The sequence below is a fragment of the Streptomyces coeruleorubidus genome, assembly GCF_028885415.1.
GTDB classification, from domain to species: domain Bacteria; phylum Actinomycetota; class Actinomycetes; order Streptomycetales; family Streptomycetaceae; genus Streptomyces; species Streptomyces coeruleorubidus_A.
Map to the genome: position 1 here is coordinate 9,332,974 of NZ_CP118527.1, position 26,756 is coordinate 9,359,729.

General features: G+C 68.7%; 23 protein-coding genes and 7 pseudogenes. 17 read left to right on the forward strand and 13 right to left on the reverse strand.

Annotated features, from left to right (window positions below):
- Window positions 1-311 precede the first annotated feature (311 nt).
- Window positions 312-587, forward strand: a complete 276-nt coding sequence (locus PV963_RS42960) for a hypothetical protein (RefSeq protein ID WP_274821841.1) — start codon at window positions 312-314, stop codon at window positions 585-587.
- Between the two features lie 302 nt (window positions 588-889).
- Here PV963_RS42960 and PV963_RS42965 read toward each other — a convergent pair.
- Window positions 890-1,301: pseudogene (locus PV963_RS42965) on the reverse strand (PadR family transcriptional regulator); the annotation flags it as partial.
- 154 nt (window positions 1,302-1,455) lie between these two features.
- Between PV963_RS42965 and PV963_RS42970 the strand changes: the two are divergent.
- Window positions 1,456-1,599, forward strand: coding sequence for a hypothetical protein (locus PV963_RS42970; RefSeq protein WP_274821842.1), 144 nt, complete (start codon window positions 1,456-1,458; stop codon window positions 1,597-1,599).
- On the opposite strand, the gene PV963_RS42975 is transcribed toward PV963_RS42970, so the two are convergent.
- Window positions 1,596-1,769 carry a hypothetical protein gene (locus PV963_RS42975; RefSeq protein ID WP_274821843.1) on the reverse strand — a complete coding sequence of 58 codons (174 nt, stop codon included), beginning with the start codon at window positions 1,767-1,769 and terminating at the stop codon, window positions 1,596-1,598. The genes PV963_RS42970 and PV963_RS42975 overlap by 4 nt on opposite strands.
- Before the next feature lie 523 nt (window positions 1,770-2,292).
- On the opposite strand from PV963_RS42975, the gene PV963_RS42980 reads away from it, so the two are divergent.
- From PV963_RS42980 to PV963_RS42995, 4 genes are all read left to right on the forward strand, one after another.
- Window positions 2,293-2,661 carry a hypothetical protein gene (locus PV963_RS42980; protein WP_274821844.1) on the forward strand — a complete coding sequence of 123 codons (369 nt, stop codon included), beginning with the start codon at window positions 2,293-2,295 and terminating at the stop codon, window positions 2,659-2,661.
- 710 nt (window positions 2,662-3,371) lie between these two features.
- A complete protein-coding gene (locus tag PV963_RS42985) occupies window positions 3,372-3,896 on the forward strand; it encodes a GNAT family N-acetyltransferase (protein WP_274821845.1) in 525 nt (174 codons plus the stop codon).
- A 434-nt stretch (window positions 3,897-4,330) separates the two neighbouring features.
- Window positions 4,331-4,690 (forward strand): hypothetical protein, encoded by a 360-nt coding sequence (locus tag PV963_RS43735; RefSeq protein ID WP_342456419.1) that lies wholly within the window; start codon window positions 4,331-4,333, stop codon window positions 4,688-4,690.
- 936 nt (window positions 4,691-5,626) lie between these two features.
- Window positions 5,627-6,829, forward strand: a complete 1,203-nt coding sequence (locus PV963_RS42995) for an MFS transporter (protein WP_274821846.1) — start codon at window positions 5,627-5,629, stop codon at window positions 6,827-6,829.
- On the opposite strand, the gene PV963_RS43000 is transcribed toward PV963_RS42995, so the two are convergent.
- From PV963_RS43000 to PV963_RS43025, 5 genes and pseudogenes are all read right to left on the reverse strand, one after another.
- On the reverse strand, window positions 6,809-7,189 hold the full coding sequence (locus PV963_RS43000; protein WP_274821847.1) for a hypothetical protein: 381 nt from the start codon (window positions 7,187-7,189) through the stop codon (window positions 6,809-6,811). The two genes, PV963_RS42995 and PV963_RS43000, sit on opposite strands and share 21 nt — an antisense overlap.
- A pseudogene (locus tag PV963_RS43005) lies at window positions 7,186-7,794 on the reverse strand (transposase); the annotation flags it as partial. The gene PV963_RS43000 and the pseudogene PV963_RS43005, both read right to left, overlap by 4 nt.
- Before the next feature lie 87 nt (window positions 7,795-7,881).
- Window positions 7,882-8,429: pseudogene (locus PV963_RS44225) on the reverse strand (aminotransferase class V-fold PLP-dependent enzyme).
- Entirely contained in the window at window positions 8,420-8,812 is a 393-nt protein-coding gene (locus PV963_RS43020; protein ID WP_274821850.1) for an aminotransferase class V-fold PLP-dependent enzyme, read from the reverse strand. The pseudogene PV963_RS44225 and the gene PV963_RS43020 overlap by 10 nt, the downstream one beginning before the upstream one ends.
- Window positions 8,809-9,498, reverse strand: a complete 690-nt coding sequence (locus PV963_RS43025; RefSeq protein ID WP_274821851.1) for an ArsR/SmtB family transcription factor — start codon at window positions 9,496-9,498, stop codon at window positions 8,809-8,811. The genes PV963_RS43020 and PV963_RS43025 overlap by 4 nt, the downstream gene beginning before the upstream one ends.
- 64 nt (window positions 9,499-9,562) lie before the next feature.
- Between PV963_RS43025 and PV963_RS43030 the strand changes: the two genes are divergently transcribed.
- Window positions 9,563-10,933: an MBL fold metallo-hydrolase gene (locus PV963_RS43030; protein WP_274821852.1), complete on the forward strand. Its 1,371-nt coding sequence runs from the start codon at window positions 9,563-9,565 to the stop codon at window positions 10,931-10,933.
- A complete protein-coding gene (locus tag PV963_RS43035; RefSeq protein WP_274821853.1) occupies window positions 10,930-12,177 on the forward strand; it encodes an MFS transporter in 1,248 nt (415 codons plus the stop codon). The genes PV963_RS43030 and PV963_RS43035 overlap by 4 nt, the downstream gene beginning before the upstream one ends.
- A 107-nt stretch (window positions 12,178-12,284) precedes the next feature.
- Here the strand turns inward: PV963_RS43035 and PV963_RS43040 are convergent, their stop codons facing one another.
- A complete protein-coding gene (locus PV963_RS43040) occupies window positions 12,285-13,790 on the reverse strand; it encodes a SulP family inorganic anion transporter (protein WP_274821854.1) in 1,506 nt (501 codons plus the stop codon).
- Between the two features lie 414 nt (window positions 13,791-14,204).
- Here PV963_RS43040 and PV963_RS43045 point away from each other — a divergent pair, with 414 nt between their 5' ends.
- On the forward strand, window positions 14,205-14,615 hold the full coding sequence (locus tag PV963_RS43045; protein ID WP_274821855.1) for a MerR family transcriptional regulator: 411 nt from the start codon (window positions 14,205-14,207) through the stop codon (window positions 14,613-14,615).
- Window positions 14,616-14,736: 121 nt separating this feature from the next.
- On the forward strand, window positions 14,737-15,975 hold the full coding sequence (locus PV963_RS43050) for an IS701 family transposase (RefSeq protein ID WP_425540905.1): 1,239 nt from the start codon (window positions 14,737-14,739) through the stop codon (window positions 15,973-15,975).
- A gap of 329 nt (window positions 15,976-16,304) precedes the next feature.
- Here the strand turns inward: PV963_RS43050 and PV963_RS43055 are convergent.
- Window positions 16,305-16,861: pseudogene (locus tag PV963_RS43055) on the reverse strand (IS701 family transposase); the annotation flags it as partial.
- Between the two features lie 193 nt (window positions 16,862-17,054).
- Here PV963_RS43055 and PV963_RS43060 point away from each other — a divergent pair.
- The gene (locus tag PV963_RS43060) at window positions 17,055-17,279 is read left to right on the forward strand and encodes a hypothetical protein (RefSeq protein WP_274821856.1); all 225 of its coding nucleotides are present in this window, start codon (window positions 17,055-17,057) and stop codon (window positions 17,277-17,279) included.
- Window positions 17,280-17,444: 165 nt separating this feature from the next.
- Here PV963_RS43060 and PV963_RS43065 read toward each other — a convergent pair whose 3' ends face one another.
- Window positions 17,445-18,200 (reverse strand): class I SAM-dependent methyltransferase, encoded by a 756-nt coding sequence (locus tag PV963_RS43065; protein ID WP_274821857.1) that lies wholly within the window; start codon window positions 18,198-18,200, stop codon window positions 17,445-17,447.
- Between the two features lie 206 nt (window positions 18,201-18,406).
- On the opposite strand from PV963_RS43065, the pseudogene istA reads away from it, so the two are divergent.
- The 4 genes and pseudogenes from istA to PV963_RS43085 form a co-directional block, all read left to right on the forward strand.
- A pseudogene (gene istA / locus PV963_RS43070) lies at window positions 18,407-20,116 on the forward strand (IS21 family transposase).
- On the forward strand, window positions 20,113-20,886 hold the full coding sequence (gene istB, locus PV963_RS43075; protein ID WP_274821858.1) for an IS21-like element helper ATPase IstB: 774 nt from the start codon (window positions 20,113-20,115) through the stop codon (window positions 20,884-20,886). The pseudogene istA and the gene istB overlap by 4 nt, the downstream one beginning before the upstream one ends.
- Window positions 20,887-20,928: 42 nt before the next feature.
- The gene (locus tag PV963_RS43080; protein ID WP_274822290.1) at window positions 20,929-21,177 is read left to right on the forward strand and encodes a restriction endonuclease; all 249 of its coding nucleotides are present in this window, start codon (window positions 20,929-20,931) and stop codon (window positions 21,175-21,177) included.
- Window positions 21,153-21,599, forward strand: a pseudogene (locus PV963_RS43085) (lipase); the annotation flags it as partial. The gene PV963_RS43080 and the pseudogene PV963_RS43085, both read left to right, overlap by 25 nt.
- Window positions 21,600-22,085: 486 nt before the next feature.
- Here PV963_RS43085 and PV963_RS43740 read toward each other — a convergent pair.
- Window positions 22,086-22,952 carry a hypothetical protein gene (locus tag PV963_RS43740; RefSeq protein WP_342456420.1) on the reverse strand — a complete coding sequence of 289 codons (867 nt, stop codon included), beginning with the start codon at window positions 22,950-22,952 and terminating at the stop codon, window positions 22,086-22,088.
- Window positions 22,953-23,422: 470 nt separating this feature from the next.
- Between PV963_RS43740 and PV963_RS43095 the strand changes: the two genes are divergently transcribed.
- Window positions 23,423-23,932 (forward strand): hypothetical protein, encoded by a 510-nt coding sequence (locus PV963_RS43095; RefSeq protein ID WP_274821859.1) that lies wholly within the window; start codon window positions 23,423-23,425, stop codon window positions 23,930-23,932.
- A gap of 231 nt (window positions 23,933-24,163) precedes the next feature.
- Here PV963_RS43095 and PV963_RS43100 read toward each other — a convergent pair whose 3' ends face one another.
- On the reverse strand, window positions 24,164-24,577 hold the full coding sequence (locus PV963_RS43100) for a peptidase inhibitor family I36 protein (RefSeq protein WP_342456445.1): 414 nt from the start codon (window positions 24,575-24,577) through the stop codon (window positions 24,164-24,166).
- Window positions 24,578-24,694: 117 nt separating this feature from the next.
- A pseudogene (locus PV963_RS43105) lies at window positions 24,695-24,862 on the reverse strand (IS5/IS1182 family transposase); the annotation flags it as partial.
- Window positions 24,863-25,517: 655 nt separating this feature from the next.
- Here PV963_RS43105 and PV963_RS43115 point away from each other — a divergent pair.
- Window positions 25,518-26,720, forward strand: coding sequence for an IS110 family transposase (locus PV963_RS43115; RefSeq protein WP_274814173.1), 1,203 nt, complete (start codon window positions 25,518-25,520; stop codon window positions 26,718-26,720).
- The last annotated feature ends 36 nt before the right edge of the window (window positions 26,721-26,756 follow it).

Genomic DNA, 26,756 nt, shown 5'->3' on the forward strand with positions numbered 1-26,756 from the left:
GAGCTGAGAGGGCTGAAGTACCAGGCTCCTCACGGGGGGCCTGGGTGATCGTCGACAGTGACTTCCGGCTTCATCGCGAGGCGACCGCGTTCTTGGAGCAGGTACGTGGTCTGGGCCGGTCAGTGACACTGAGCGGATCTACGCAAGCCGGGTGGATCTGTATCTGACCTGGTGTGATGAGAGTGGGCTGCGGTGGTCGCCTCCGGGCTTCGAGAACCTGCTGAGGTTTCGGGACTGGCTGGTGAGCGTTCCTCTGCCACCGCGGGGCCGCAGGCGAGGGCGGTGGCGCCAGGGTCGTCACGGAGTGGACCTTGAAGTTCGCCACGGCCGACCCGGGGATCGAGTCGATAGACTCCGCGTTTATCGAGTCTTACGTGCTCGTTCGAATATATCCAAGCCTCTTGGCGATGAAGTACCCAAGACCGAAGGTGCCGCCGGATGCGATCACAGCGGCCATTGCCGTCGTCTTGAGGCTCGCACCGACGATGGCGAGCACCAGCTCAGACATTAGTGTCACGCATGCCGACGTGAAAAGGATGACCCCGATGGCAGACCTGCTGATTTCGACGTCTTCCGATTCCTCTTGAAAAGTTTTACTTGCTGGAGGCGTCTGACCGGTTCCAATTTCAGGTGGCGTCTGATTTTTCACTCAATTTACTCTCTGGTTGCGGGTGGCGCGCTGCTCGCCACCTTCGTTGCGACGACGCCCCCGTCGCCGACGACGGGGTCTTTTCCTCCTCGGGTGCCTCCGGCCTGCGGAAGTAGCGGCCGACGGGACAGCCATGGCGTCCAGGTCGCTCGTCGGGCGCAACATCGCCCCGTGGCCCCTAGTCGCCGATGGCGGACATCGGCCGGTTCGGCTGTACGAACGTCGGGTCGGCCAGGCCGGCTGGTCAGCGAGGTCGCCCCTGTGCTTACGGTCGGTAAGGATCCGCATGCTGCGCAGGTGCTCGGAGCGCTGGTAGCCGAGGATGTCGGCGGCGTTGCGGTGGGTCCGCAGCGCGTATAGAGCGTCGACTGCAGGTACGGCTCGGACTTCTCCCGCTTAGCCAGCCACCGCTCCATGTCGGTGATCCCGGCTTCCGAAATGGCGTACCGCTTGCGCTCAGGACCGCTGCCGGCCTCGATCCCGTCGACTTCGACGAGGCCGTTCTTCAGCAGCCGGGGACATCGTCGAGCAGACCTGGCCGTAGTGCAGTGGCCGGTCGTGACCGAACTTTTCGGCGAAGGCCCGCTTGAGGTCGTAGCCGTGGTTGGGGCCCGGACTCCAGGAGCCCTAGGAGTGTGTGACTGATGGACATGCGCAGCACTCTACATGAGATGTATACTTTGCGTGTATACATCGAGTGCTGAGTTCGCGCGGGAGCATGGCCGCGCAGGTGGAGGCCGGTTTCCACGGCTTGCTGCCGCGTCTACTGCTGGGTACCGGGTCCGGGCCGACAGGTGTCTGCGCCGGTGCCGGTAGGTTGCCTCGCCGAAGGCGCCTGGCTCGCCGACTGGAACGAACACGCCAAGCCCTTCGCCTGGACCAAGACCGCCGACGAGACCCTCGACAAAGTCGCCGCCTACTGCCGACGAATCTCCGACTCAGGTCACTAGCTGTTGGTGCCTGGATCGGCCTTCTTGTCCAGCTCGGTAGTGAGATCGTTCAGGATGGAGAGGACATCGGCCGGCAGTCCCTCGGCGCCCATCGCGCGGACCCGGCCCTGCCGGATCTTCCACAAGGCTCGGCGCAGCCCGAACCGAATGTCGTCAATCGCAGCCGCCATACTCACCCTGGAGCGGCACCGCTGAAAGAGCTCTTTGAAACGGCCGAAACCCTCACAGGCACGTCCGCTTGAGACATCAGCGAGGTCGGACGATGAGCGACAAGCTGAAGGCAGACCGCTCCCGGCTGACCGCCTGCGTTGACGAGACTGACCGTACGTCCCTTAGCCAGTCGCATTCATCTGACCTGGGCAGATAGGCGCGGGATCTAGATAAGCACGGTGACCAGCCCGAACGACACCACACCGGTCCAGGTCATGCGCGCCATGACCGCCCACTCCCATCCCTGCTCTGCCATCGCACCGGGGCACCACGAGCCGCGTGCCAGACTCACGGCCGGTGCCCTACCGCTGTCCCTTTCATGAGACACCGCAGGTCAACGCCCCGCACCTCGTACACCAGCGGCGAGGCAGTACGCGTTGGACCGGCCCTGGCCCGGTATGAGGGCTGCCCCCGTCCAAAGACGATCTCTCCGTGTGACACTGCTCGCCGGTCCCTTCCGAGCGGAACGGTCGTTGAGTGGTCATGGAGTTGTCGGCGCAGGCCTGGCCAGGAGTGGAGAAGGCAGCCGAACAGGCCGTCGAGATCGCGTGCCATCTCGCGGACCTCGCGGACCCGAACGGCTGGAGCACGGCGGCAGCCGAGGACGTCCTCGACGCGATCGACACCCTCACTGACACGCATGTCAGCGCCGGGCCGGAACTCGCGCAGGCCCTCGCCGCGGTGGCAGCCGCCACCACCGAGGCCCGCCGGCGTCTGGGCATCACTGTGGACGGCCAGGCGCCCGGCCGGGACAACGCGGCGTCGGTGCCCGTATCACGCGGCCCGGGACGAAGGCCGCCCAGGCGCCGCGGGCTCGGTCCGGGCTCCCGGGGCATCCGCACGGACCACTGAGTTTCGGTCTCCGGCCTTGATGCTCATGACGCCTTGCCGCGTACTGGCTTCGTGTGGGCTGGCGGCGGCGTGATCGACGGGAAGGGTCAGGCTTGCCGGAAGGCCCGTCGGCGGTGTGCGCTGGCTGCTCGTTTGGTCATCCTTGACTCAAATCTGACTGCAATAGCACATATATCGGGCGTTCGGGCTGGCAGTGTGGGAGTGCGCCCGTCGCTCGCCACCTCTGGTGGGAGGTTCCACCTCATGGCTCACATCCCCCGTCCTCACTCTGGGATCCCGGCCTCCCGTCCGGACGTCGCGTCTGCCCGGGGCTGCGAGAGATGCAATGGCTGGGGCACTGTCGTCACCCCCAAGGGCTGTCACGAACTGTGCCCGGCCTGCCAGCAACCCACCAGCGCCCCTGCCCCTGCTATCACCGCCCGGAACTCCTAATTGCGGTGGTGTGCTCGCCCCGTGGGGCTGGGCAAGGCATCGTGTGCTGCGGGACGCGAGGGGTGTGGTGAGGGTGCGGCCGCGGCGGGCCCGCTGCGCGGGCTGTGGGGGCTCGCCGTGCTCTTCCCAGTGTTCGTGCTGGTCAGGGCGTCCGGATCAGCTGTTACTTCGTCGACGAGGCGCCGCCGCCCGCGCGTCCGTGAGCGAGGTGGTCGGCGACTGACCTGAACGGATCCTCTGAGGGGAACCGTAGATCACGGTGAGCACGTCACCTGATCATGACGACTTCTCAGACGTTCTTGCGAACTGCGCACTCTGACGACGTGGACAGGATCACTGACCTGCACACTCTGGCCCGCACGGCCTACTACCAGGGAGGCGGAGTGTCAGATCAGTCCGGCGACCGGACTGTGTTGTGCGCGGAACGAGAGGGCGAGTTGGTGGGCATTTTAGCGATGGGCCCTCCCTGCGAAGCCGACGTCGAGGTCACAACTGTGGGTCAGCTCTACCAGATTCACGTCCGCCCCGGCATGTGGGGACAAGGCATCGGCAGCTACCTGCACGCAGCATTCGTCCAGTTCCTTCGCGATACGTCGCTGGCCGCGGGTGTACTGGAAGCGTGGGAGCGCAACAGCCGAGCTCAAGCCTTCTATGCCCGGCACGGATGGAAGCCCGACGGGCACCACCGGCCCGGTCCAGGTAACGCGAACTACGTTCGCATGCGCCTCAGCCTGGATCCCGAAGTCCAACCAGGTCGAGGTGGTCAGCTCGCTTCAGAACCGGGGGCCAGAGGCAGGTGCTGAACCACCGGCACCTTGCCGACGAAAGCGACACCTCGCCGACGACCGCCCCGCCGGAATACCCACCGGTGGGGCGTCGCCGTCAGGAGCGTGTGTTGATGTATCGCACGCCCGGGCCCGACTTCTCCATGGCCGGCGCCATGCACCACTGACACAGAGGGCAGCCGCCGCGACCGTACTTGTGGGTCTTGCGCTGGCAGGTGGCGCACGGCCCGACCTGGTCGCCCGGGCAGGTCATGGCGGAGGGGTCTGGCTCGGTGACCGGCGGCGGGGGGAGTCGTCATCGTGGAGCGTCCTGTTCTGGGCGACCGACACCGGTCGCCTCTACCGCCGGATACGACCTGAATGACACGGCTGTTCGACCCTGCGGCGGCGGCCGGGGTCAGGAGTCGTTGCTCGAGGAGTCGGCGCCATGGTCGAAGCCGCGCAGGATGGGCGTGAGTTCCTGGGTGCATCCGCACAGCGTGCACAACCGCGTCGCCGGGCTCTCCGCGACCTCCAGGGCGTGTTTCCAGATCGAGCAGCGGCCCGCCCTGCGGTGCCTCTTCGCAGTCCGGTGCGTGCAGCACCGCGCCGGACGGGCCGCGAATGTCGCCCAGCTTCCGCAGCGCCCATCCCGAAGGCCGGCGCTCCCCGAGCACCTCGTGGACGACCGACTGCTGCTGCGGCGGCTTCAGGTGCTCGGTGACGGCCTGGTCGTAGTCGACGCCGTCGACTGGCCGCACATGCTCCGGGGCCCGCACCCACACCCGGTATTCCGGCGCCTCCACACCCCCGTCCTCGCGATCCCGGTATGACGGCAGCCCCACAAGGTAGAGCCAGCCCGTCTCCGTCTGCCGCCGCGCCTCCACAACCTCCCGCCCGAGAACGTCTCGTCCCCCCTGGGCATCCTCCTGGCCGCCGTCCGCTCCGACGAGCGCCACGCCACCCGCTTCCTGGAAAGCCTCCTGTGCCCACCGCCCCCGACCGACGAAGGGAACACCCCGTGACCGGCATTGAAGAACTTCTTTCCAAGCCCTGCTCGTCCGCGAGCGCACCATGCCCCGCGGCATCGTCCCCCCCCACGGACCCAGGCGCCGGCACCCGAGGACGCTGCCGAAGCCGCCCAGAACGCTCCGGGCGGCAGCCGCCATGCGGCGGCCGAGGACCTGCGCGCCCTGTGCCAAGCCCTCGTCCGGCACACCCCGCCGCGCACGATGGCCAGGTTCGTCACCCACCAGGTCCCCGAACCCAGAGCCGCCCTGGTCCTCGCCTGCGTGTTGCAACTGACCGACACCAACGAGGGCGCCCGTGGTGGCAGTACGCCGCCGGTGCCGGACAAGCCGCCGCCTACTGCCTTTACCTGCACCACCTGGCACTGGGGGAGCGGGACACCGCCGACTTCTGGCACCGGCAGACCGACGACGTCCAGCCCCCGCCCCGGCGCCCCGACTTCGACGACGGCGGCACCTGGCACCCCGCAGACCACCGCATCACCAGCACGCCCCCAGACCACACACCGAACCTCCTGCAAGCCTGCGCCCCAGGCGGTGACTCATTCCGGGCGATCCGCGCCATGAGTGCGCTGGCGCCGGACCTGCCGTCGACCGAGTTGTTCCGCCACCCGACGGTCGGCGCGCTCGCCGCCCGGCTGCGCGCGGTGAGGCACCCATGACGGACGTCCACGGGGGAACCCGACGCGCTCACGGGGACGGGTGCGGGCCCTGGACGCGTTCGTGGAAAGGAGGGCCCCGTTGGGCACGGAGGTGACCGCACGACCGGCGCGATACCGGCAGGTGATGTCGGTGCCCGGGTGGCGGCCCTGGGCGCTGACCACACTGCTGAGCCGGATCCCCGACGCGATGGCGCCGCTGGCGCTGGTGCTGCTGGGCCATCAGACTGGTTCGTTCACCGTCGGCGGACTGGCCTCCGGCGCCCACGCCATCACCGAGGCCGCGCTGGCGCCGTGGCTCGGCGTGCTCGCCGACCGGTGGCGCGGCCACCGCTACGTGCGGGTGGCGCTGGTCGTCCGCGCCGCCGCATACACCCTGCTGGCCGCCACCGCCACTGTGCTGCCCGCCGCGGCCCTGGTGATCCTGGCGGGCGTGGCGGGCGGCATCGGGGCCGGAGTGCCCGGACAGCTCAGAGCGCTGCTCGCCCGCACCATGGACCCGCCGCTGCTGCACCCGGCGATGAGTCTGGACACCACGCTGCTGGAGCTGGCCTGGACCGTGGCCCCGGTCGGCGTGTCCGTGCTGGTCGCCGTCGGCGACCCCCGGCTGGCGGTGGCCACCATGGCCGTGCTGGCCGCCGCCGCGGCACTGGCCTCGCTGCGCCTGCCGGCGGCACCGTCCGACGGCGACGGGGCCGACGGCGCCCGGCGTTCGGGACTGGCGCTGGGCCCGGTCCTGCTGCGCGCGGCCCTGCCCTCCCTCGCACTGGCCCTGGTCGGCGGCTTCGCCGGCGGCGTCCTGGATACCGCGGTGCCACCCGTGCTGGACGCCTCCGGTTCCCCCGCCTCGCTCGCCGGGGTCCTGTTCACCGGCTACTCCATCACCAGCGTCGTGGGCGGGCTGATCTACGGGCTGCGGCACTTGCCGGGCAGGATCCACCGTCAGGCGGCGGCGCTGCTGGCGGCCCTGTGCCTGGTCCTGCTGCCGGCGGCGCTGGTGCCCAGCCTGCCGGTCATCGCGGTGAGCATCGTGGCGGCGGGGCTGTTCGCCGCGCCGCAGCTCACCGCCCGCTCTCTGACCCTGCAGCGGGACCTGCCGGAGTCGGCGTGGAGCGCCGGGTTCTCCTCCCTGTACGCCGCCAACGGCGCCGGGTACGGCCTGGCCGGTTTCGCCGTCGCCGCACTGCTCCCCCTGGGCGCGCACTTCGCCTTCGCCGTCCCCTTGGCGGTCTGCATCGCAGCCGCCGTCGTCGCCTTCCTCCCTTCAGGAACCGCCCGTTGCTGAGTCCAGCCGAGTACCGGACCTGCGCAGCGCGCACCGAGCGGCCTCGATCAGAGGTAGACGACGAGCTTCAGTACCGGCGACGGGGCACTGGCACACAGCATCACGGGCTCTGAATGCCTGGTCGGGGTGCTGGTTGAAGGCGTTCACGATGGTCTGGTAGGCGGTGGGTGGATCGGGCTCGGTCCCGGGTGGGACGCGTTGAGCGATGACCTTCCGGGTGGTGGCCAGGTCCGCGAGTCGCGCTTCGGTCTCGGCGAGGGCGGCGGTCAAGTGCTCGATCTGGTCGCGTAGTTCGCCGGCCAGGGCTGCGGTCTCGTCGTGCTGGGCCTGGAGGTCTGCCAGGAGCTCGATGACGTTCACGCGGCCAGTCCGAGGGTGTCGCGCCAGGTGGGGGCGGGTGTGGTGAGGCGTCGAGTCATGTTCGCGATGGAGGCCCAGTAGACGCGCAAGGCGGAGGTGTCGGGGCGGTGGTCGTACTCGCGGGCCAGGCGGCGATGCAACATCAATGTGCCGTTGACCTGCTCGACCCCACACCGCTTGGCCTGCGGGACGAACCCTTTGCCCTGGTCTTCGAGGTTGCGGCGGACGACCTAGACGTCGATGTCCATCAGCGCCCCGTGGATGATGACCTCGTCCTTGAAGCCCTGGTCCACCAGGGCATTCTCCAGACGCATCCCACACCGCTCGGCCGCCTGGTCAAGCAGGGTGGTACCGGCGGCATTGTCGTGGACGGAGGCAGCCGGCACCACGACACCGATGATCAACCCCAGCACGTCGACGGCCAGTCCTCGCTTGCGGCCTGACACTTTCTTGTTGGCGTCCAGTCCCGTCGTGGTCCTCGGGACACCGGCGGCCGCGCGCACGGACTGGGTGTCGATGATCACCAGGGACGAGTCCTCCAATCGGCCGGCTCTCTCCCGCACCTCGCAGCGCAGGAGTTCCTGGATCCGCTGGTCGAGCCCGTCGAACACACTGGCACGATCGGCGGGCCGACGTCGGCGAGCACGTCCAAGAGGACCTGGCGGCGCTCTACGCACGGACGCGGGCGCAGGTCAGGATGGCCTGCCGCAGGATGTGCGCGCCTTCTCGGGGCCGTTGAGGTGGACCCGGCCCGGCAGCGCCGCCGTCAGCTGCTGATGGAGATCGTCGCGCAGGGCCGCGATCCGGTCCTGGGCACCGTCGGCGAGGTCAGCGGCCGCGGTCCGGGCAGCCGTGCCGAGGGCGACGTTCTCCGTTCCGGCCCGCAGGCCTTGCTCCTGCCCGCCGCCGTAGACCGCCGGCTCCAGCCGGACGCCGTCGCGTACGTACAGTGCGGCCGCGCCCTTCAGGGCGTACATCTTGTGCCCCGCGACGGTGAGCAGGTCCACGCCCAGGTCGCGGATGTCGAGGGGATCTTCCCCGCCGCCTGGGCGGCGTCGCAGTTGAACAGCGCCCCGTGCTGGTGGGCGAGTTCGGTCAGCTCCCGGATCGGCTGGAGGGCGCCGGTCTCGTTGTGGGCGGCCATCACCGACACCAGCACCGTCTCCTCGGTGAGCGCCGCAGCCAGCGCCGCCGGGTCGGCCAGTCCGTCGCCGCCGACCGGCAGCACCGTCACCCGCACGCGTGCAGGTGCTCCAGCGCGTGGCCGGTCTCCAGGATCGCCGGGTGCTCGGTGGCCTGCGTGATCACATGCGGGCGCGGGCGGCCGGCGGCGAGAACCGCACCGCGCAGTGCCAGCAGGTCGGCCTCGGAGCCGGAGGCGGTGAACGCGATCTCCTCGGCACGGGCCCCGATCAGGGCGGCGATCTGTGCGCGAGCCGCGGCCGGCGCCTGCCGAGGCTCGGCGCCGTACGGGTGACTGCTGGAGGGGGCGCCGAAGAAGTCCGTCAGGTGCGGCAGCATCGCCTCGGCCACCCGAGGGTCCACTGGGGTTGTGGCGTTGTAGTCCAGGTGGACCGGCCCGCCGGCGGGCCCCGGATGCGCGGGCACGCCGCTGCCGGTCATGCCAGGTCCCCGGCGTCGACGGGCAAGTCGGCCAGGCGCCACTCCAGCATCCCGTCGTGCAGGCGGATCGCCCGCCGTCCACGGTCGGTCAGCAGCCGCACCGCGTCGTAGGCGAGCACGCAATACTCACCCCGGCAGTACACGACGATCTCCGTCTCCCCAGGCAACTCGTCGATCCGGTCGGCCAGTTCCTCGACCGGGATCGACACCGCGCCCGGGATGTGCCCAGCCCGGTACTCCTCCACTGGCCGTACGTCCAGCACCACCACGTCCCCGGCCGCCACGCGTGCGCGCAGCTCCTCGTGGGCGACCTCCGCCGCGCCGTCCTCACCGAGGTAGGCCTCCCGCGCCGCGGGTACGGCCGCCTGGTGGCGCTCGGCGACCTTGCGCAGCAGCGCGAACAGCTGGGCGACGTCGTCGCCCGCGAGCCGGTAGTGGATGCGCACGCCCTCGCGGCGGGTGGCGACGAACCCGGCCTGCTTGAGCGTCTGCAGATGCGCCGAGGCCGTCGTCAGGTTCAGCCCCGCCGCCTTGGCCAGGGCGTCCACCGTCCGCTCGCCCTGGGCCAGCAGGTCGAGCAGTTCCAGGCGCTTTCCGCTGGCCAGTGCCTTTCCGCTGGCCGCGAACGCGTCGTACAGCTGCGCTTTGGTACCGGCCGTCGTGTTTCCCGCCAAGAGATCCTCCATAAATCCATGGAATAGTGTAGATGATTGGGATGGGCGTGACCACACGCCCTCTCGCATCCAAACCTTGGAGGACCCGATGGGCTTCGCCGACGACCACCTGATACCGCTGGTCGACGCCGGGCTGGGCAACAGCGCCTACCTCGTCGACCTCGGCGACGGCCGCGCGCTGGCGGTGGACGCGAGCCGCGACCTGCGCGCTTTGCGGGAGGCTGCCGAACGACGCGGGCTGACCGTCGCCTTCGCCGCCGACACCCACCTGCACGCCGACTTCCTCACCGGCGCCCTCCAGCTCGCCGCCGACGACGGCGCCACCGTGCTCGCCTCGACAGCCGGACATCGTGCCTTCCCGCACTCCGCGCTCGCCGACGGCGACGAGACCGACCTGGGCGGGCTGACCCTGCGCGCGCTGGCCACGCCCGGCCACACCGACGAGCACTTGTCCTTCCTCCTCCTGGACGGCGCGCGGGAGCTGGGAGTCTTCACCGGTGGGTCGCTGATCGTCGGCTCCGCTGCCCGCACCGACCTCCTCGGCGCTGCGCGTGCCGAGGAACTGGCCCGTGCCCAGTACCGCTCACTGCGGCGGCTGGCCGAACTCCCGGATGCGACCGCGGTGTGGCCCACGCACGGCGCCGGCTCCTTCTGCTCCGCTCCGCCAGGCGCCGAGCGCACCACGACCATCGGCGCCCAGAAACAGACCAACGCCCTGCTCGCCGCACCGGACGAGGACACGTTCGTCCGCGACCTGCTCAACAGCCTCGGCTCCTACCCCGCCTACTTCGACCACCTAGCCGAGACCAACCGGCGCGGCCCCGCGATTCTCGACGCCGCACCCTCGCTCCCCACGCTGTCCGCAGCCGCCGTACGGGAACTGATCGGCCAAGGCGCGCAGATCGTCGACGTACGACCGTTTCCGGACTTCGCCGCCGGCCACATCCCCGGCGCCGTCTCCATACCGCTGCGCGACCAGTTCGCCACCTGGCTCGGCTGGCTCCTGCCCGACGACACCCCCATCGTCTTCGTCACCGCACCCAGCCAGGACCTCGCCGAACTCACCTGGCAGGCCCTGAAGATCGGATACGAGCGACTGACCGGCCACCTGACCATGGACGCCTGGACGATTGACGACGGGGAGCAGGAGACCATTGAACTGCTCACCGCCGACCGCATCGGCGACCGCCCCGTCCTCGACGTCCGCCAGCAGGCCGAGCGCGCCGCCGGGCACATCCCCGACTCGATCGGCATCGAACTCGGCGAACTGGCCGCCCATGCCGACCAAGCCCCGTCGGGTGCCGTGGTGCACTGCGGGCACGGCGAGCGCGCGATGACCGCCGCCAGCCTCCTGCGACGCGCAGGCCGCCACCGCCTCGCCGTCCTCACCGGCGGACCGGACGACTGGGCCAAGGCCACCGGCCACGCGCTGAAGGCGGGCGCGTGACGACGACGACCGCCCACGGCGGCATCCGCCTCGGACTGCGCGCCAACCTCGCTCAGTTCAGCATGCTCGTCCTCGTCAACGCCCTGGTCGGCGGCATGCTCGGCCAGGAACGCACCGTCCTGCCCCTGCTCGCCGACGAGGTCTTCCACCTCTCCGCCTACACGGCCGCCCTCACCTACATCCTGGCCTTCGGCGCCACCAAGGCGATCACCAACTTCTTCGCGGGCACCTGGTCGGACCGCTACGGCCGCAAACCTGTCCTCATCGCCGGATGGCTGATCGCCCTGCCCGTGCCCGCGATGCTCGCCTGGGGCCCGTCCTGGGGCTGGATCATCGCCGCCAACGTCCTACTCGGCGTCAACCAGGGCCTGACCTGGTCCACCACCGTCATCATGAAGATCGACCTGGTCGGCCCCCAGCGCCGTGGACTGGCCATGGGCTTCAACGAAGCAGCCGGCTACGGCGCGCTCGCGGTCACCGCGATGGCCACCGGCGCCATCGCCGAACACGCCGGACTACGCCCCGAGCCCTTCCTGCTCGGCGCCGCCTACCTCGTCCTCGCCCTGGCCCTGTCGACCCTCGCCGTCCGAGAGACCCGCGACCACGCCCGCGCCGAAGCCGCCCTCCACCCCGCACAGACCACCACGGACATGTCCACGGCGCAGATCGCCCGCCACACCAGCCTCACCGACAAGGCACTGTCCGCCGCCAGCCAGGCCGGCATGGTCAACAACCTCAACGACGCCCTCGCCTGGGGCATCTTCCCGCTGCTCTTCGCCGCGCACGGCCTGTCCGTCGCCCAGATCGGCGTCCTCGCCGCCCTCTACCCGGCCGTCTGGGGTGCGGGCCAGATGCTCACCGGCTGGTGGTCCGACCACATCGGCCGCAAGCACCTCATCACCGCGGGCCTGCTGCTCCAGGCCGCCGCCATTGGCCTCGTCGCCGCCGCGACCACGTTCCCCGCCTGGGCGCTCGCCCAGGCCCTGCTCGGCATCGGCACCGCACTGGTCTACCCGACGTTGCTCGCCGTCATCGGCGACGTCGCCCATCCCGCCTGGCGCGCCCGCGCCGTCGGCGTCTACCGCCTGTGGCGCGACGGCGGCTTCGCCGTCGGCGCCCTGCTGGCCGGCATCCTCGCCGACGCCTACGGCATCACCACCGCGATCTGGGCTGTCGCCGCCCTCACCGCCGTCTCCGGCCTGATCGTCGCGGTCCGCATGTACGAAACTCACGCACGCTCATGACGAGCTGATCTCGTACGCCCACGGTCCCGTCGGCAGCTGCGTCACAGCGAGGGCCGCCGTGGACGCCGGTGGTTTCGGCGGGCGGCACTCATGGGCGTGGCAGTCGGTCAGTGGCTGCCGGTCAGTTCGCCGCTGAGCTTTTGGTGGATCCGGGCGCTCGCCTTGTTCAGGCCGATGATCTCGACGCTCTTGCCGCGCTGGGCGTACTTGGTCTCGATCGCATCCAGGGCGGCGACGGAGGAGGCGTCCCAGATGTGGGCGGCGCTCAGATCGATGACGACCTTGTCGGGGTCGGTGGCGTAGTTGAACTGGCCGACGAGGTCGTTGGAGGAGGCGAAAAACAGTTCGCCGGTCACGGAGTAGACCACACTGCTGCCGTCGGGATCGGTGACTGCCGTGACATTCGCGAGGTGGGCGACGCGCTTGGCGAAGATGACCATGGCGGTGACGGAGCCGACGACGACGCCGATGGCGAGGTTGTCGGTGGCGACCACGCAGGCGACGGTGATGACCATGACGGCGATCTCCCCGGCGGGCATCCGCCTGAGGGTCTTCGGGGCGATGGAATGCCAGTCGAAGGTCGCGAACGACACCATGACCATCACCGCGACCAGGGCCGCCATGGGGATGTCGGAGACGACCGGACCGAAGAGGATGCACAGCACCATCAGGAAAGAGCCCGCCAGGAACGTGGACAGGCGGGTACGGGCGCCGGACACCTTCACATTGATCATCGTCTGGCCGATCATCGCGCAGCCACCCATGCCGCCGAAGAAGCCGGTGACGATGTTGGCGATGCCCTGCCCGATCGACTCTCGCGTCTTGGAGGAGTGGGTGTCGGTGATGTCGTCGACCAGCTTGGCCGTCATCAGAGACTCCATCAGACCAACCAGCGCCATCGCGAGCGCGTAGGGAGCGATGGTGGTCAGGGTGTTCATCGTGAACGGCACATCCGGCAGGCCCGGTACCGGCAGGGAGGACGGCAGGTCGCCCTTGTCGCCCACGGTCGGCACCGCGATGCCGGCGGCGACCGTGATCACGGTGAGGATGACGATGGACACGAGCGGAGCCGGGATCACTGTGGTGACCTTCGGGAAGAACACCATGAGCGCCAGCCCGGCGGCAATGAGCGGGTAGACGGGCCAGGGCACGTCGTGCATCTCTGGGACTTGGGCCATGAAGATCAGGATGGCGAGGGCATTGACGAAGCCGACCATCACGCTGCGGGGCACGAACCGCATCAGCTTGGCGACGCCGAGCGCGCCGAGGACGATCTGGAAGACGCCGGCCAGGATGACGGCGGCGACCAGGTATCCGAAGCCGTGCTCGCGGTTGAGCGGAGCGATGACCAGGGCGACGGCGCCGGTCGCAGCCGAGATCATCGCGCGGCGTCCGCCGACGATCGAGATGGTCACGGCCATGGTGAAGGACGCGAACAGGCCGATCGCCGGGTCGACCCCGGCGATGATGGAGAACGAGATCGCCTCGGGGATCAGCGCGAGGGCGACCACCAGGCCGGCCAGGACCTCGGTGCGCCAGACCTTCGGGTCGGACAGCCAGTCGGGGCGCAGGCCGCGCAGCCGCGCGGCCGGGGACAGTGCGGAGGTAGACAAGAAAAGTACCTGTCGTGCTCGGGCACGCCCGGCATCACTCGGGGCGTGCGGGAAGGCGCAGGAAGGCCGGGACGGCCATCCGCGAAACCCACGTACGGCGGGCTGAAGTCAGAAGGAAGCAGCGGCCGAGAGCTGGGATCCGCGGGGCTGCTCAGGGGCGAAGGATCACGGCGGGCAGGCGGCGGCGCTGGGCGTCATGGGCATGCGCACGCTCTCTCCTGCAGGCATCGGTCTTCGCCGGGGGCATCGTCGGCCCCGACACGGCTGACGGTCACGGGAACGATCCATCCCGCACCATGGGAGCGGGGACGGCGTGGAATCGACCCCGACGATCACTTACTCTACCCTAACGTTACAGTAGAGATCGAGGTCGGCCGTCTGTGGCCTTGGCGACAGATGAGGAAGGGCGCCCGCGTGAGCAGCGAGCACATGCAGATCGGCGAGGTCGCCGCACGGACCGAGCTGTCGCTGCGCACCATCCGGCACTACGAGGAGACCGGCCTGGTCATCCCCTCCGCCCGCTCCCAGGGCGGCTTCCGCCTCTACGCCGAGGCCGACGTGGCCCGCCTGATGGTCATCCGCCGCATGAAGCCGCTCCGCTTCACCCTGGACGAGATACGCGATCTGCTGGAGGCCACCGACCGCCTCGACTCCGACGAAGAGCTGACGGCGGACGAGCGGGAGACCCTGCTGGATCGCGTCCGCGGATACGAACAGGGCGCCGCCGAGCAGGTGGAGAAGCTCCGCACCCAACTGGCGCGGGCCGAGGAATTCGCCGCCACGCTGCGCGAGCGCCTGGCACGGGACCAGGCCTCCGTACCTTAGTACTCCAGTTGCACTTCGCTATCTCTGCTGGTCAGAGGCATGTTCTCGAGTCTATTCGGCTGCCGTGGCGTCAGGTGCCGGAAGTTCGTAACCTCCACCGCGGCGGTCCGTTGTGATTGTCATGCAGGATGTGCGGCCCGACGTCTGGTCGGCGGAACTGGAAGAGGTACTTGTTCGGGTGGGTCACCGGTTCGGGCGGGTGGACCTAAGGCGGCAGATGCGGGCCTATGTGAACGGTCTGCTTGGCCCGGTGGGCCGGAAGAACAGCTGGCAGCTGGCTGAGTACGCAGGCCACCGCACCCCTGCGGGCCTGCAGAATCTGCTGAACCGTGCACGCTGGAGTCATGACGAGGTGCGTGACGACCTGCAGGAGTACGTCGCCGAGAGACTCGGGGAGCCGGGCGGTGTTCTGATCATCGATGACACCGGCTTTCTGAAGAAGGGCACGGTCTCAGCCGGCGTCCAGCGGCAGTACTCGGGGACTGCCGGCCGCACGGAGAACTGCCAGATCGGGGTCTTCGCCGCCTACGCTTCCCGGCGCGGACGGGCGCTGGTGGACCGGGAGTTGTATCTGCCGAAGTCCTGGACGGCGGACCGGGACCGCTGCGAGGCGGCGAAGATACCCGACGACCTCGAGTTCGCGACCAAGGGCGACCTCGCCAAAGCTATGATCCAGCGAGCCCTGGCCTCGCCACTGCCCATCGCCTGGGTGACTGCAGACTCGGCCTATGGCCAGGAATGGCGGCTGCGGCGGATGCTGGAGGAAGCCGGCGTCGGCTACGTCCTGGCCGTCCCGAAGTCCCAGCCCGTCCCCGCGCTGGGCCGGATCGATTTCGTCATCGCCCAAGCGCCGGATGAAGCCTGGGAACGCCATTCCTGCGGTGACGGAGCGAAGGGGCCTCGCGTCTACGACTGGGCCGCGGCGAAACTGCCGGCCATCCACGACTTCGACGGCGATCAGCCCACGCACGACCGGTGGGTCCTGGCCCGCCGCAGCCTCGCCCGCCCGGAAGAGGTCGCCTACTACCTCGCCTACGCACCCGCCGGCACAGAGGTTCCCGAGCTGGCCCGGATAGCCGGCAGCCGGTGGGCGATCGAGGAGTGCTTCCAGAGCGCGAAGAACGAATGCGGCCTGGACCAGTACGAGGTCCGACGCTATCCGGGCTGGTACCGGCACATCACCCTCGCCATGCTGGCCCACGCCTTCCTCGCGGCCATGTCCGCCACCGCAACGACGGCAAGGGGGGTCGCAGAAACGGTTCCGGTGCCCTTGCACCCCTCACCGTGGCAGAAGTCCGGCGGCTCCTGGCAGTTCACCGTCCCCCACCGACACACCGGCGGAAAACCGATCACGCGCTGAGCTGGTCCTGGTGGCGGCGCCGCCACCAGGCAACCGCACGACGCTGCCACTACCGTCGCCGTCACGATGGAGGTTACGAACTTCCGGCACCTGACGCCACGGCAGCCGAATAGACTCGAGAACATGCCTCTGACCAGCAGAGATAGCGAAGTGCAACTGGAGTATTAGTACTGCAACGGTGCTTGTGCTGATTGCTGACCAGTTTCAGGGACTGTGTCCGCGCCGTTTGTAGTGACTGAGGCGGGCCTGACGTTGCCGTCTGCGTCGCCATGTCGACCAGTGCAGGATGTGGTCGATGGGTGCGGGCCGGCGGTCGGTGAGGCGGGCGATCAGGCGTCGGATCTCGGCGAGGCTGTAGTGGATGAGCTGGGAGGATCCGTTTCTGCTTTCTCCGCATCCAGCTGGCGGGCTCGCAGGACGGTCAGGCAGGCGTGGGCGGCCATGGCCAGGGTCATGTGGCGGTGCCAGCCGGGATAGCGGCGGACCTGGTAGTCGTCCAGGCCGCATTCCTGCTTCGCGCTCTGGAAGCATTCCTCCACGGCCCAGCGGCTGCCCGCGACGTGGATCAGCTCGTCCAGGGTCGTGTCGGCCGGACAGCAGGCGATGTAGTAGGAGATCTCGTCCGGGCGGCTGACGCTGCGGCGGGCGAGGACCCAGTGGCGCGGTCAGGCCGGTGCCACGGCCTCACCTCGACCCGCGCCCAGTCATAGATTCGCCGGCCGTGGACGCCGTCGCCGCAGGACCGGCGTTTCCACTTCTGCCGGGGCAGGCCGGGAAAGAGGTCGTGGACGGGGTGATCGAGTGCCCATCGGGTGACGACGGTGTCGTGGCGGGTGGTGGCCATGACGTGGAAGACGTCCGCCTGCTCGAGCTCGTAGCGCCAGCCTGCGATGAGAACCGCAAACTCGTCCTGCAGTGCAAGAAGTACGCGCCCCTGGTTCTGTCGGTAGTTGGTGACGTCAGTTGTTCGTGAAAGCTGACGGCACCAGGTGATGGCCCAGAAAGATGTTCGCGAATTCTGACGTCACCATCGGGGTTGCGGTGTCAAGCTGGATGTGCTCAGTAAAGGAGCACCCCCGATGCCGCCTGGCCAGTCGAAGGTCGAGTTGTACGCCGCGCTGCGGCGCGACTCCCGCGATGGCATGTCGAACCGGGCGTTGCAGTGCAAGTACGGCGTCACCTGGAGCACGGTCACACAGGCCCTGACCTCGGCTTGGCCGCAGCAACGCACCGACAACCGCTTCGGCGCGGCCGTCGAAGCTGGATCCGTTCACGCTGCTGATCGACGAGATCCTGCTCATTGATCTGGACGCGACCAGGAAACAGCGCCACACCGTCACCCCGGATCTACCGCCGTCTGATCGACGAGCACTCCTCGTCCGAGGCGTTGCGTTGACCACTTGAACCCGCACCCCGCAAGCGTCCTGCGAGCAACCGCGCGGTCCGGCCAGGGACTGAGAGTCCGGTGTTTATACCTTGCTCGCGACCACCATGTAATTCTCGGCCTCAAGATCGAACGTGCTCAGTTCCGTTTGGAGTCCGACCCGGTGCAGCTCGACTTCGAGTTCCTCGTACCGGTAGGGCCAGCAGGACAGCAGTTCCGAGCGGACAAGAACCAACCCGGTCGCATCAACTTGCGCGATCGCAATCTCGATGTGGTGCTCCTCCTCCCAATGCGGCGCAATCTCCCAGCGGTAGACCACGACGGCATCGCGACCGTTCCGGCGGACGAGTCGGTCACTGATCTCCAGCCGGGAACCTCTGGCCCTCACGAGTTCCCAAGTGCGGGATGTGAGTACCAAGCGCCCGCCGGGGCGCAGAAGCCGTGACATCGACTCCAGAGCAGCACCCCTGCCTGTCGCGCCCGCGGCATGGTGAAGCGAGTTGCCAACGCAGAACACAATGTCGAACGTGTTGTCATGGAAATGGTCGGGCAACTCTTCCCAGTTCGCCCGTACGGCCCGGACGGATGCCCCGAACTCCTCAGACAACTCTGCGGTTCGACGAACCATCGCCTCGCTTGCGTCAGTTGCGACAACCTGCATGCCACGACCGGCGAGGCCAACCGCCAACTGTCCGGTTCCGCACGAACAGTCGAGGACGTGAGCGTTCGACGGCAGGAGATTGAGGACGTCGTCGAACGACGCAGCGAACTCGGCTGGAGGCAACTTTGCATCCGAGATGAGCCATTCGTACACCTCGGCAAGCACGTCATAGCCTGTCACAACCACTACCTCCGTCACGCGGCAGACTCACGGTAGGACGTCAGTCCATCAGCGGAGCAAGCCGGGCACCAATGGTTTTCGCAAGGATGGCTCTGACGGTGTTTGTGGGTTGTCAGTTGTCCGTCTGAGTGGATGTCACCGGCTGGTTAGCTGGGAAGTTGTTCGTGAGAAGTAGTGTCACTCGCGGGGTTGCGGTGGCAAGGTGAATGTGCTCAGTGAAGGAGCACCGCCGATGCCGCCTGGTCAGTCGAAGGTTGTATGCCTCGCTGCGGCGTGACGCTCGCGAGGGCATGTCGAACCGGGCGCTGGAGCGCAAGTACCGGGTGGGCTGGCGGACTGTTCAGAAGGCGCTGAGTTCGGCGTGGCCGCAACCTCGGGAACCGTACGCGCCTCGCCGTTCCAAGCTGGATCCGTTCAAGCCGGTGATCGACCAGATGCTGCTGGCTGATCTGGATGCGCCGGAGGAAGCAGCGTCACACGGTGGTCCGGATCTATCGCCGGTTGATCAACGAGCACGCGATGGACGACGTGTCCTACCAGGTCGTGCGCGCCTACGTCGCCAAGCGGAAGCCGGAGATTCGGGTCGAGGCCGGCCGTGGCCCGGCGCAGGTGTTCATCGAGCAGTCGCACCTGGCCGGCGCCGAAGCCGAGGTCGACTTCGGCGAGGTCGCGGTCCGTTTGCGGGGCGAGCTGGTGAAGTGCCATTTGTTCTGCCTGCGGTTGTCGTTCTCCGGGAAGGCGGTGCACCGGGTGTTCGCCTCCGGCGGTCAGGAGGCGTTCTTCGAGGGCCACGAGCACGCTTTCAGAGTGCTGGGCGGCGTGCCGTTCGGCAAGATCCGGTATGACAACCTGAAGGCCGCGGTCGCGTCGGTGCTCGGCTTCACGCGGCGCCGGGTCGAGACCGACCGGTGGACTGCATTTCGGTCCCACTACGGCATCGAGCCGTTCTACTGCACGCCGGGAATCGAGGGCGCCCACGAGAAAGGCGGCGTCGAGGGCCAGATCGGCTGGTTTTCGCCGCAACCACTTCGTTCCCGTCCCCGAGATCGACTCGCTGGCGCACTTGAACATGCTGATCGACGAGTGGGATCTGGCCGACGAGGCCCGGCGGATCGGGACCCGTCCCCGCACGGTCGGCGAGCTGTTCGCCGTCGAACGGCCGTCGTTGAAGCCGTTGCCCGTCGAGACGTTCGAGACCGGCCGCTGGTTCACCCCACGGGTCGACCGGTTCTCCCAGATCACCGTCCGCACCAACCGTTACTCGGTCCCGACCCGGTTCATCGGCCGCCAGGTCCGGGTCTTGCTGCACGCCGCGAGCTCGTGGTGTTCGACGGCCGCACCGAGATCGCCCAGCACGAACGGCTGCTGACCAAGAGCGGATCACGGCTCGAGCTCGATCACTATCTCGAAGCGCTGCTGCGCAAACCGGGCGCGCTGCCCGGCGCCACGGTCCTCGAACAGGCCCGGGCCGCGGGCCAGTTCACCCCGATCCACGAAGCCTGGTGGACAGCCGCCTGCAACGCACCGCCGGCACCCGCGCTCTGATCGAGGTTCTGCTGCTGCACCGGCACATGCAGCACGACCACGTCGTCGGCCTGGCCGCCGCGCTCCAGGTCGGAGCGCTCACCGCGGACGCGGCCGCGCTGGAAGCCCGCCGCATCGCCGACAACGACGAACCGACCTCGGCCAAGCCACGACGCCGAGCCACTACCGAGGCAGACCGGGCCGTCGCAGCGACCGTCACCTCGCTGACCCAGCGGCGCCTGGCGCAACTACCCAAAGACACCCGCCCCATGCCTGACGTGTCGATCTACGACCAGCTGCTTCCCAGCCGGCGAGCCGCCGTGGCCGCCGCTGGGCGCGCGCCGGCCCCGAGACCTACCCAGAAGCCGAGCAGGAAGAAGCCGCCGCCATGAGCCCTCGCCGCCGGATGAGTGAACAAGCCGCCGAAGCCGCCGTCGACCAGGCATGCCGGGTCCTGCGACTGCCCACGATCCGCAACCAGTTTCCCGACCTGGCGGCCAAGGCCGGCAACGACCAGATGTCCTACCTGGTGTTCCTGGCCGAACTGCTGCTGGCCGAGTGCGAGGACCGTGCCAGGCGCCGCTCCGAACGCCGGATCAAGGCCGCCCAGTTCCCCCGGGAGAAATCGCTGCGCGAGTTCGACTTCGATGCCAATCCGAACATCGACTCCGCCGTCGTCGGCTCGCTGGCCACCTGCGAGTGGGTGAAGAAGGGCCTGCCGCTCTGCCTGATCGGTGACTCCGGCACCGGCAAGTCTCACCTGCTCATCGCGCTCGGCACCGAAGCCGCGATGGCAGGTTTCCGGGTGAAATACACCCTGGCCTCGAAGCTGGCCAACGAGCTGGTCGAGGCCGCCGACGAGAAGATCCTGACCAAGACCATCGCCCGCTACGGCCGCGTCGACCTGCTCTGCATCGACGAACTCGGCTACATGCAACTCGACCGCCGCGGCGCCGAACTCCTCTTCCAGGTCCTCACCGAACGCGAGGAGAAGAACTCCGTCGCCATCGCCTCCAACGACTCCTTCGCCGGCTGGGGCAAGACCTTCACCGACCCCAGACTCTGCGCCGCCATCGTCGACCGGCTCACCTTCGGCGGCAACATCCTCGAGACCGGCACCGAGTCCTACCGCCTCGCTCACAGCCGCGAACTCGCCCGCTAAGCCATCCCCACACCATCCGGACTGCCGTCAGAATTCACCAACATCCAGCCGGCCCGAGGCCACGAACCGCCGTCAACTTTCACGGCCAAACGACGTCAGCATTCACAGTCAAAGCCACGCCCCGTCGGGTCAAAGGAGGTCCAGACGTTCAACGGGACCGCCCGCCCAGAACACGGCGCCGACCTGGCTCTGATCATCGGTCTCAACGGCTCCACGCAGCCAGCCATCGACTTCGCCCAGCGCCACAACCTCACCCTCATCGCCGCCTCAAGGTGGGCATCAACATCGTGAGCCTGTCCGCCTTCCGGCTGCGGACGTTCGGCCCGGCGGTACACGGATTCCTGGACACGATCCGGGATGGACACCCGGACACCCCGCTGCTGTTGATCTCTCCGGTGAGCTGTCCGGCCCTGGAGGAGGCCCCCGGTCCGACCGCGACCGGCCCGGACGGCAGGCTCGCTGCCCTGGGCGACCCGGCCGATGTGGCCGGCGGGGCTTTGTCGCTGGCGGTGGTCCGTGCCGAGCTGGCCCGGATCGCTGCGGCACGACAGGCGTCCGATCCTCACCTGCACTATCTCGACGGACGCGAGCTGCTCGGCCCGGACGAGGCAGATGACCTGGCCGACGGCCTTCACCCCACCGCCGCCGCATACCGCCGCATGGGCGAGCGCTTTGCAGCCCACGCCTTCGCGGCCGATGGTCCCTTCCGCTGAGTGAGCTGGGCTCCACACCCTGCTGCGATCTCTCGGTGTGGTGTCGGTGGTGATGAGAGTCGGTGGGTAACGCTCTGGGCGGGTGATCAGGCGCTGTTCGTCTGGGGTGGCGGTGCCGGTGTGGGCGCGGCGCATGAGCTGGTCGAGAGCGTCGGCGAGGTCGGCTTCGTGGGTGTTGTGGTCGCCGTGGTGGGCGGTGATGGTTTTGATGTGCTGCCAGGTGGCGGTGTTGACGGGCTGGTGGGTGTGGTCGCGGTGGGTCCACGGGATCTCTGTCAGGTGTCCGTCGGGCAGGCGTACCCAGCCTGGTGGGCGTCGTGGGGGTTGGTGTGGGCCTCCCATTTCCCGCTGCGTGCCGTGACGGAGGAGGTCTGGCCGCGGTAGGGGGCACGGACGTCCGCGTCGTAGGTGTGGTGGTCGATGCGGATGCCGCGTGCGTGATGGCCTGCCAGCGCACTGGCAGCAGCTCGGGGTAGTCGTTGCCGTTCAGGGGGAGGGGCACGTAGCCGGCCGCCGGGCGACCATGGTGGCCCACATCTGGTTCGGGGTGAGTGTCTTCTTGGGCAGGGAGGGGCGGCGCAGGCCTTCGTGGGGGCGGTGGTGGTAGTGGATCAGCCATTGATTGAGCAGGTCGGGCAGCTGGGTGACGCTGAAGCAGGCCTCGGTTTCGGCGGCCAGCGCGCGCCGGGTGACGTCGGAGCCGGTGTAGCCGGGCAGATGCTGGCAGAAGAGTGCGTTGAAGAGTGCGTTGATGGTGCCGAAGGTGCGCTCGACGTTGCCTTTGGCGGCGGGGGTGTGGGGCGGGGTGGGCTGGACGCTGATGCCGAGGGTCTCGCAGGCGGCGGTGAACGCTGTGGACAGGTAGACCTTGTCCCGGTCGACGACGATCGTCTCGGGCACCACTACCGGCCAGGCGGCCGTGCCCTCAAGGTGTTCGTCCAGGCCCATCAGCCTTTTCAGCTGAGGGAGTGGGGCGTGGGCAAGGCGCAGGGCGTCGGGCCAGGAGGGGCGGGTTGGATGGGGGACGGCCACCTCGGCCAGCAGCAGTGCCGCATCGACGGCCTTGGTGGCGGCCGGGGGCAGGACGGCGGCGAGGATGGCGCGGGTAGCGACGTCGACGGCGATCGTGAGTTCGGGTCGGCCGGTGGTGCCGTCGTCGAAGACGGCCAGGACGTCCAGGCGGGTGGTGCCGACCTGCACCTGCTCGCCCGGCCGCAGCGCCACGGCCGGGGTGAACCCCTGCCTGCCGGCTGGGGTGTTGAGGGCGCGGGCGGGACGGTCGGAGTGCTCGGCGGGGGTGCCGTGAGCGGCGTGCCGGTGAGCACGAGCGACTTCCCGCTTTTGATCCCTCATCCGAGTTCCGATTTCTGAAACTTGGGCAGGTCGGGTGGGGTAACAGTCACAGCGAACCGTTACCCCGGCCTGGGGGAGGGGCGGCTACTCGCCGGGGCTTGCTTGGTCATCTCCCGGCGCCTGAGGTTCTCGCCATGCCACACGGGCAGCGTCCATGGCGCGGCGGCCGCGAACCAAAGTCCGACACATGGGTCTACGGAGAGCGGCTAGCACCGCAAGGGTGATGGCGGCTCCCAGAGATCCGATGAATTCCGGTAAATCGGAACGCAGCAACTCGTACACGGGCATAGCGGCACGCCAAAAGGGGTCGACTGTGCGCCTGCTCCTTCGTGTACACCGCTGGTCATTGTTGGCACGGTGCACCCCCGACGCTCGGGCGAATCCCCCAACCCAGCGTGAGGAGGGCGCGTGGCGCATCGCGGCACCCCGGCGTGTGCATGGCGTCGGTCGGCGGCGGGCAGTGCTGAACTATGGCTACGGATGGTGGCGTTGCGCCCGGGGTCCAGGTCTGCTCTCTCAAGGTTGATACGCCGCAGCTGATCGCGTACAAGATCGTCCGTTTCCCCTTCGGGGCGGCGGAGCCGACGGACCGATTCGCGATGCACCAGGCCGTCCAGCCGGACGGCTATGTGGTGAGTGACTGGGCGACAGACGACCGTAGCGGCCTGATCTGGCCGTCCAAGGCCGGCTGGGGCCACCTGCACGCGATGATCCAGTGGGAGGCCGCCAGCGGCACGGGCGGCTACACCGAGCTGCGCGACCAGTACGTACGTGACCCGCTGGGCCTGACGCCCAACCCCAACGACACCACGGCGACCGAGCACCGCACGCCGACACCCGGCGGCCAGTACTACGTCAAGAACCACGGCCTCTTCGTCGACCCGGGCACCCCGCTTGCGCTCCGTGTCACGCACAACGACGCCAACTCGCGTCTTTTGACCCTCGCCGAGTTCAAGCTCGTCATCCACCATGCCGCCTGACGAGCTCGTGCAGTGATCGCCAGCCGCCGGCGGATCACGGGCCTGGCGGCCGATGTTCGGGGGTAAATTCTTGGCCCTGGCTCGCACTGATGGCTCCGCGATGAGGACGGCCCTGTAGACGCTTGACCGAGAGCTGAACCGCTGAGGTGTCCCACGCAAAAACACCGGCGTGCATACGGCCAGGCGGGCCCGGGGCGAACCGGTTCAGGTCCGCCCCGGGGTTGTGGGTGGTCAGCCACAGTCGTTGCGGTTGATTTTCAGGGAGCGTGTCTGGTCGTTGAGGTTGTAGCCGCGCAGGTCGTGGATGGAGCCGCCGCTGCGGGTGAGGCAGACCCACCGGCCGCTGTGGTTGCGCTTTTCATACACGCGGGCGGTGTGGTCGGAGTCGTTGCGGATGGAGTTGCTGCGGTCACGGATCGCGGAGGGGAGGTCCTTCACGCTGTCGTCCACCGCCCGCCTCACCCACGGTTGCCCGCCGAAGTTGATTTCGGGGTAGATACACAGGTTGCCGGACGGGCAGTCGATCGCGGCCCGCGCCGCGCTGGCCTCGCTGGACGCGGCAGCCGGAGCGGCCATGGGCAGGAGGGCCAGAGCGGTGACGGCCCCGGCACGCATCACATTTTTGGTCACGGAACTCGCAGACATACTGGCTGCCGGACGCCCTCCGGGCCGGATTGCCTGCGGGTTCGCTCCAAGGCAGCCGCCCCTGCCCGGTGACGGGTTCGCGCAGCACTTCAGCAGGCTGCAGGCAACTGGCCAAGCTGCCTCTGAGGCCAGGTGGATCTCGGTGCTCAGCCCGCCGCGGGAGCGTCCGAGTGCGTGGTCGGCCGGCTCGTTTCGGCCGGCAGCACCCCCCCTTTTGAGTGCTCCGGCGGCGTGCTGATGGGCCCGGACGACGGTGGAATCGGCCGACACGGTCCAGCCGGTGTCGTCGACGGCATCCGCTGCCGTGAGGACGGCGGCGGGAATGTTCTCTGTCGTCGGAAAGGCCCCCGCCAGGTCGAGTTGGTGCGGTACGTTCACGCGGTGGCCTCGAGCGTGCGGCGGTGGTCGGCCCACCGCGAAGCCTCAGAATGGCCTGCAGCAGCTGGAGAACATCACCAGCGAAGCGGACATCCGCGCTCTGACCGCGCCCTGGTCCCAATCTGCGTCGCCACGGACGTCGGCAAGCCGATCCCCGGCGACAGCGCTGGGGATCGGCTGTGCCAGTACACCGACGAAGTCGAGTCCGTCCGCGTACGGTCCTTCGTCACCGCGCTGCGCACCGTCGTGGGCGTCGCGCGAGGCCATGGCACCGGCGGTCCTTACGCGAACCGCCGCCCCCCGTTATGTTCTTCGCGGTCCTGCAAGAGGGCCACTGGCCTCCGGGCCCGGTATGGCTGGTCCCCCCTGTCGAACGGATGACCTGGGGGGGTGGTGCCACCGGGCCCGAGAGGCGCCGTGGGAGACGCTGATGAGAGGTCCGACTACCGCCCGGCCGGGCGCAATGCCCGGCCCTTCGCAGGCGGCAGGTCTGCATAACGTGGATGCGCGCACGACGCCAACGCCCGGGCCAGTACCGCACCAACCCGTTCGGGAGGACGGCTTGAACGACAGCGACGAGATAGGCGTCTTCCTCGGCCTGGACGTCGGCAAGAGCGCCCACCACGGGCACGGCCTCACCCCGACCGGCAAGAAGGTCTTCGACAAGCAGCTGCCCAATACCGAACCGAAGTTGCGGGACGTCTTCACCAAGCTGAAGACCAAGTTCGGCACCGTCCTGGTGATCGTGGACCAGCCCGCCTCGATCGGCGCCCTGCCCCTGACGGTCGCCCGCGACGCGGGCTGCAAGGTCGCCTACCTGCCCGGACTCGCCATGCGCCGGATAGCCGATCTCTACCCCGGCGAGGCGAAGACCGACGCGAAGGACGCCGCGGTCATCGCCGACGCGGCCCGCACGATGCCACACACCCTGCGCTCGCTGGAGGTCAGCGACGAGATCACCGCCGAGCTGACAGTTCTGGTCGGCTTCGACCAGGACCTCGCGGCTGAGGCCACCCGCACCAGCAACCGCATCCGCGGCCTGCTCACCCAGTTCCACCCCAGCCTGGAGCGCGTCCTCGGCCCCCGGCTCGACCATCAGGCCGTCACCTGGCTGCTGGAACGCTACGGATCTCCGGCCGCGCTGCGAAAAGCCGGCCGCCGCAGGCTCGTTGAGGTGATCCGGCCCAAGGCTCCCCGGATGGCGAAGCGGCTGATCGACGACATCTTCGAGGCCCTCGACGAGCAGACCGTCGTCGTTCCGGGCACCGGCACGCTCGACATCGTGATCCCGTCGCTGGCCCGCTCGCTCAGCGCCGTCCATGAACAGCGACGGGCGACGGAAGCCCAGATCGCAGCCCTGCTGGAGGACCACCCTCTTTCAAAGGTCCTGACGTCGCTGCCCGGCGTCGGCGTCAGGACCGCCGCCACGCTGCTGGTCACCGTCGGCGACGGCACCAGCTTTCCCACCGCCGCGCACCTGGCCTCCTACGCCGGCCTCGCCCCGACCACGAAGTCGTCGGGCACCTCGATCCACGGCGAGCACGCCCCACGGGGCGGCAACCGGCAGCTCAAACGGGCGATGTTCCTGTCCGCGTTCGCCGCCCTGCACGATCCCGCCTCCCGCACCTACTACGACAAGTGCCGGACCAGAGGAAAGACCCACACACAGGCCCTCCTCCGGCTCGCCCGGCAACGGATCAACGTGCTGTTCGCGATGCTCCGCGACGGCACCTTCTACGAACCCAGAACCCCACGCCTCGCTTGACGAAGGACATAGAGGCACCCCCCCCGACAACTGATC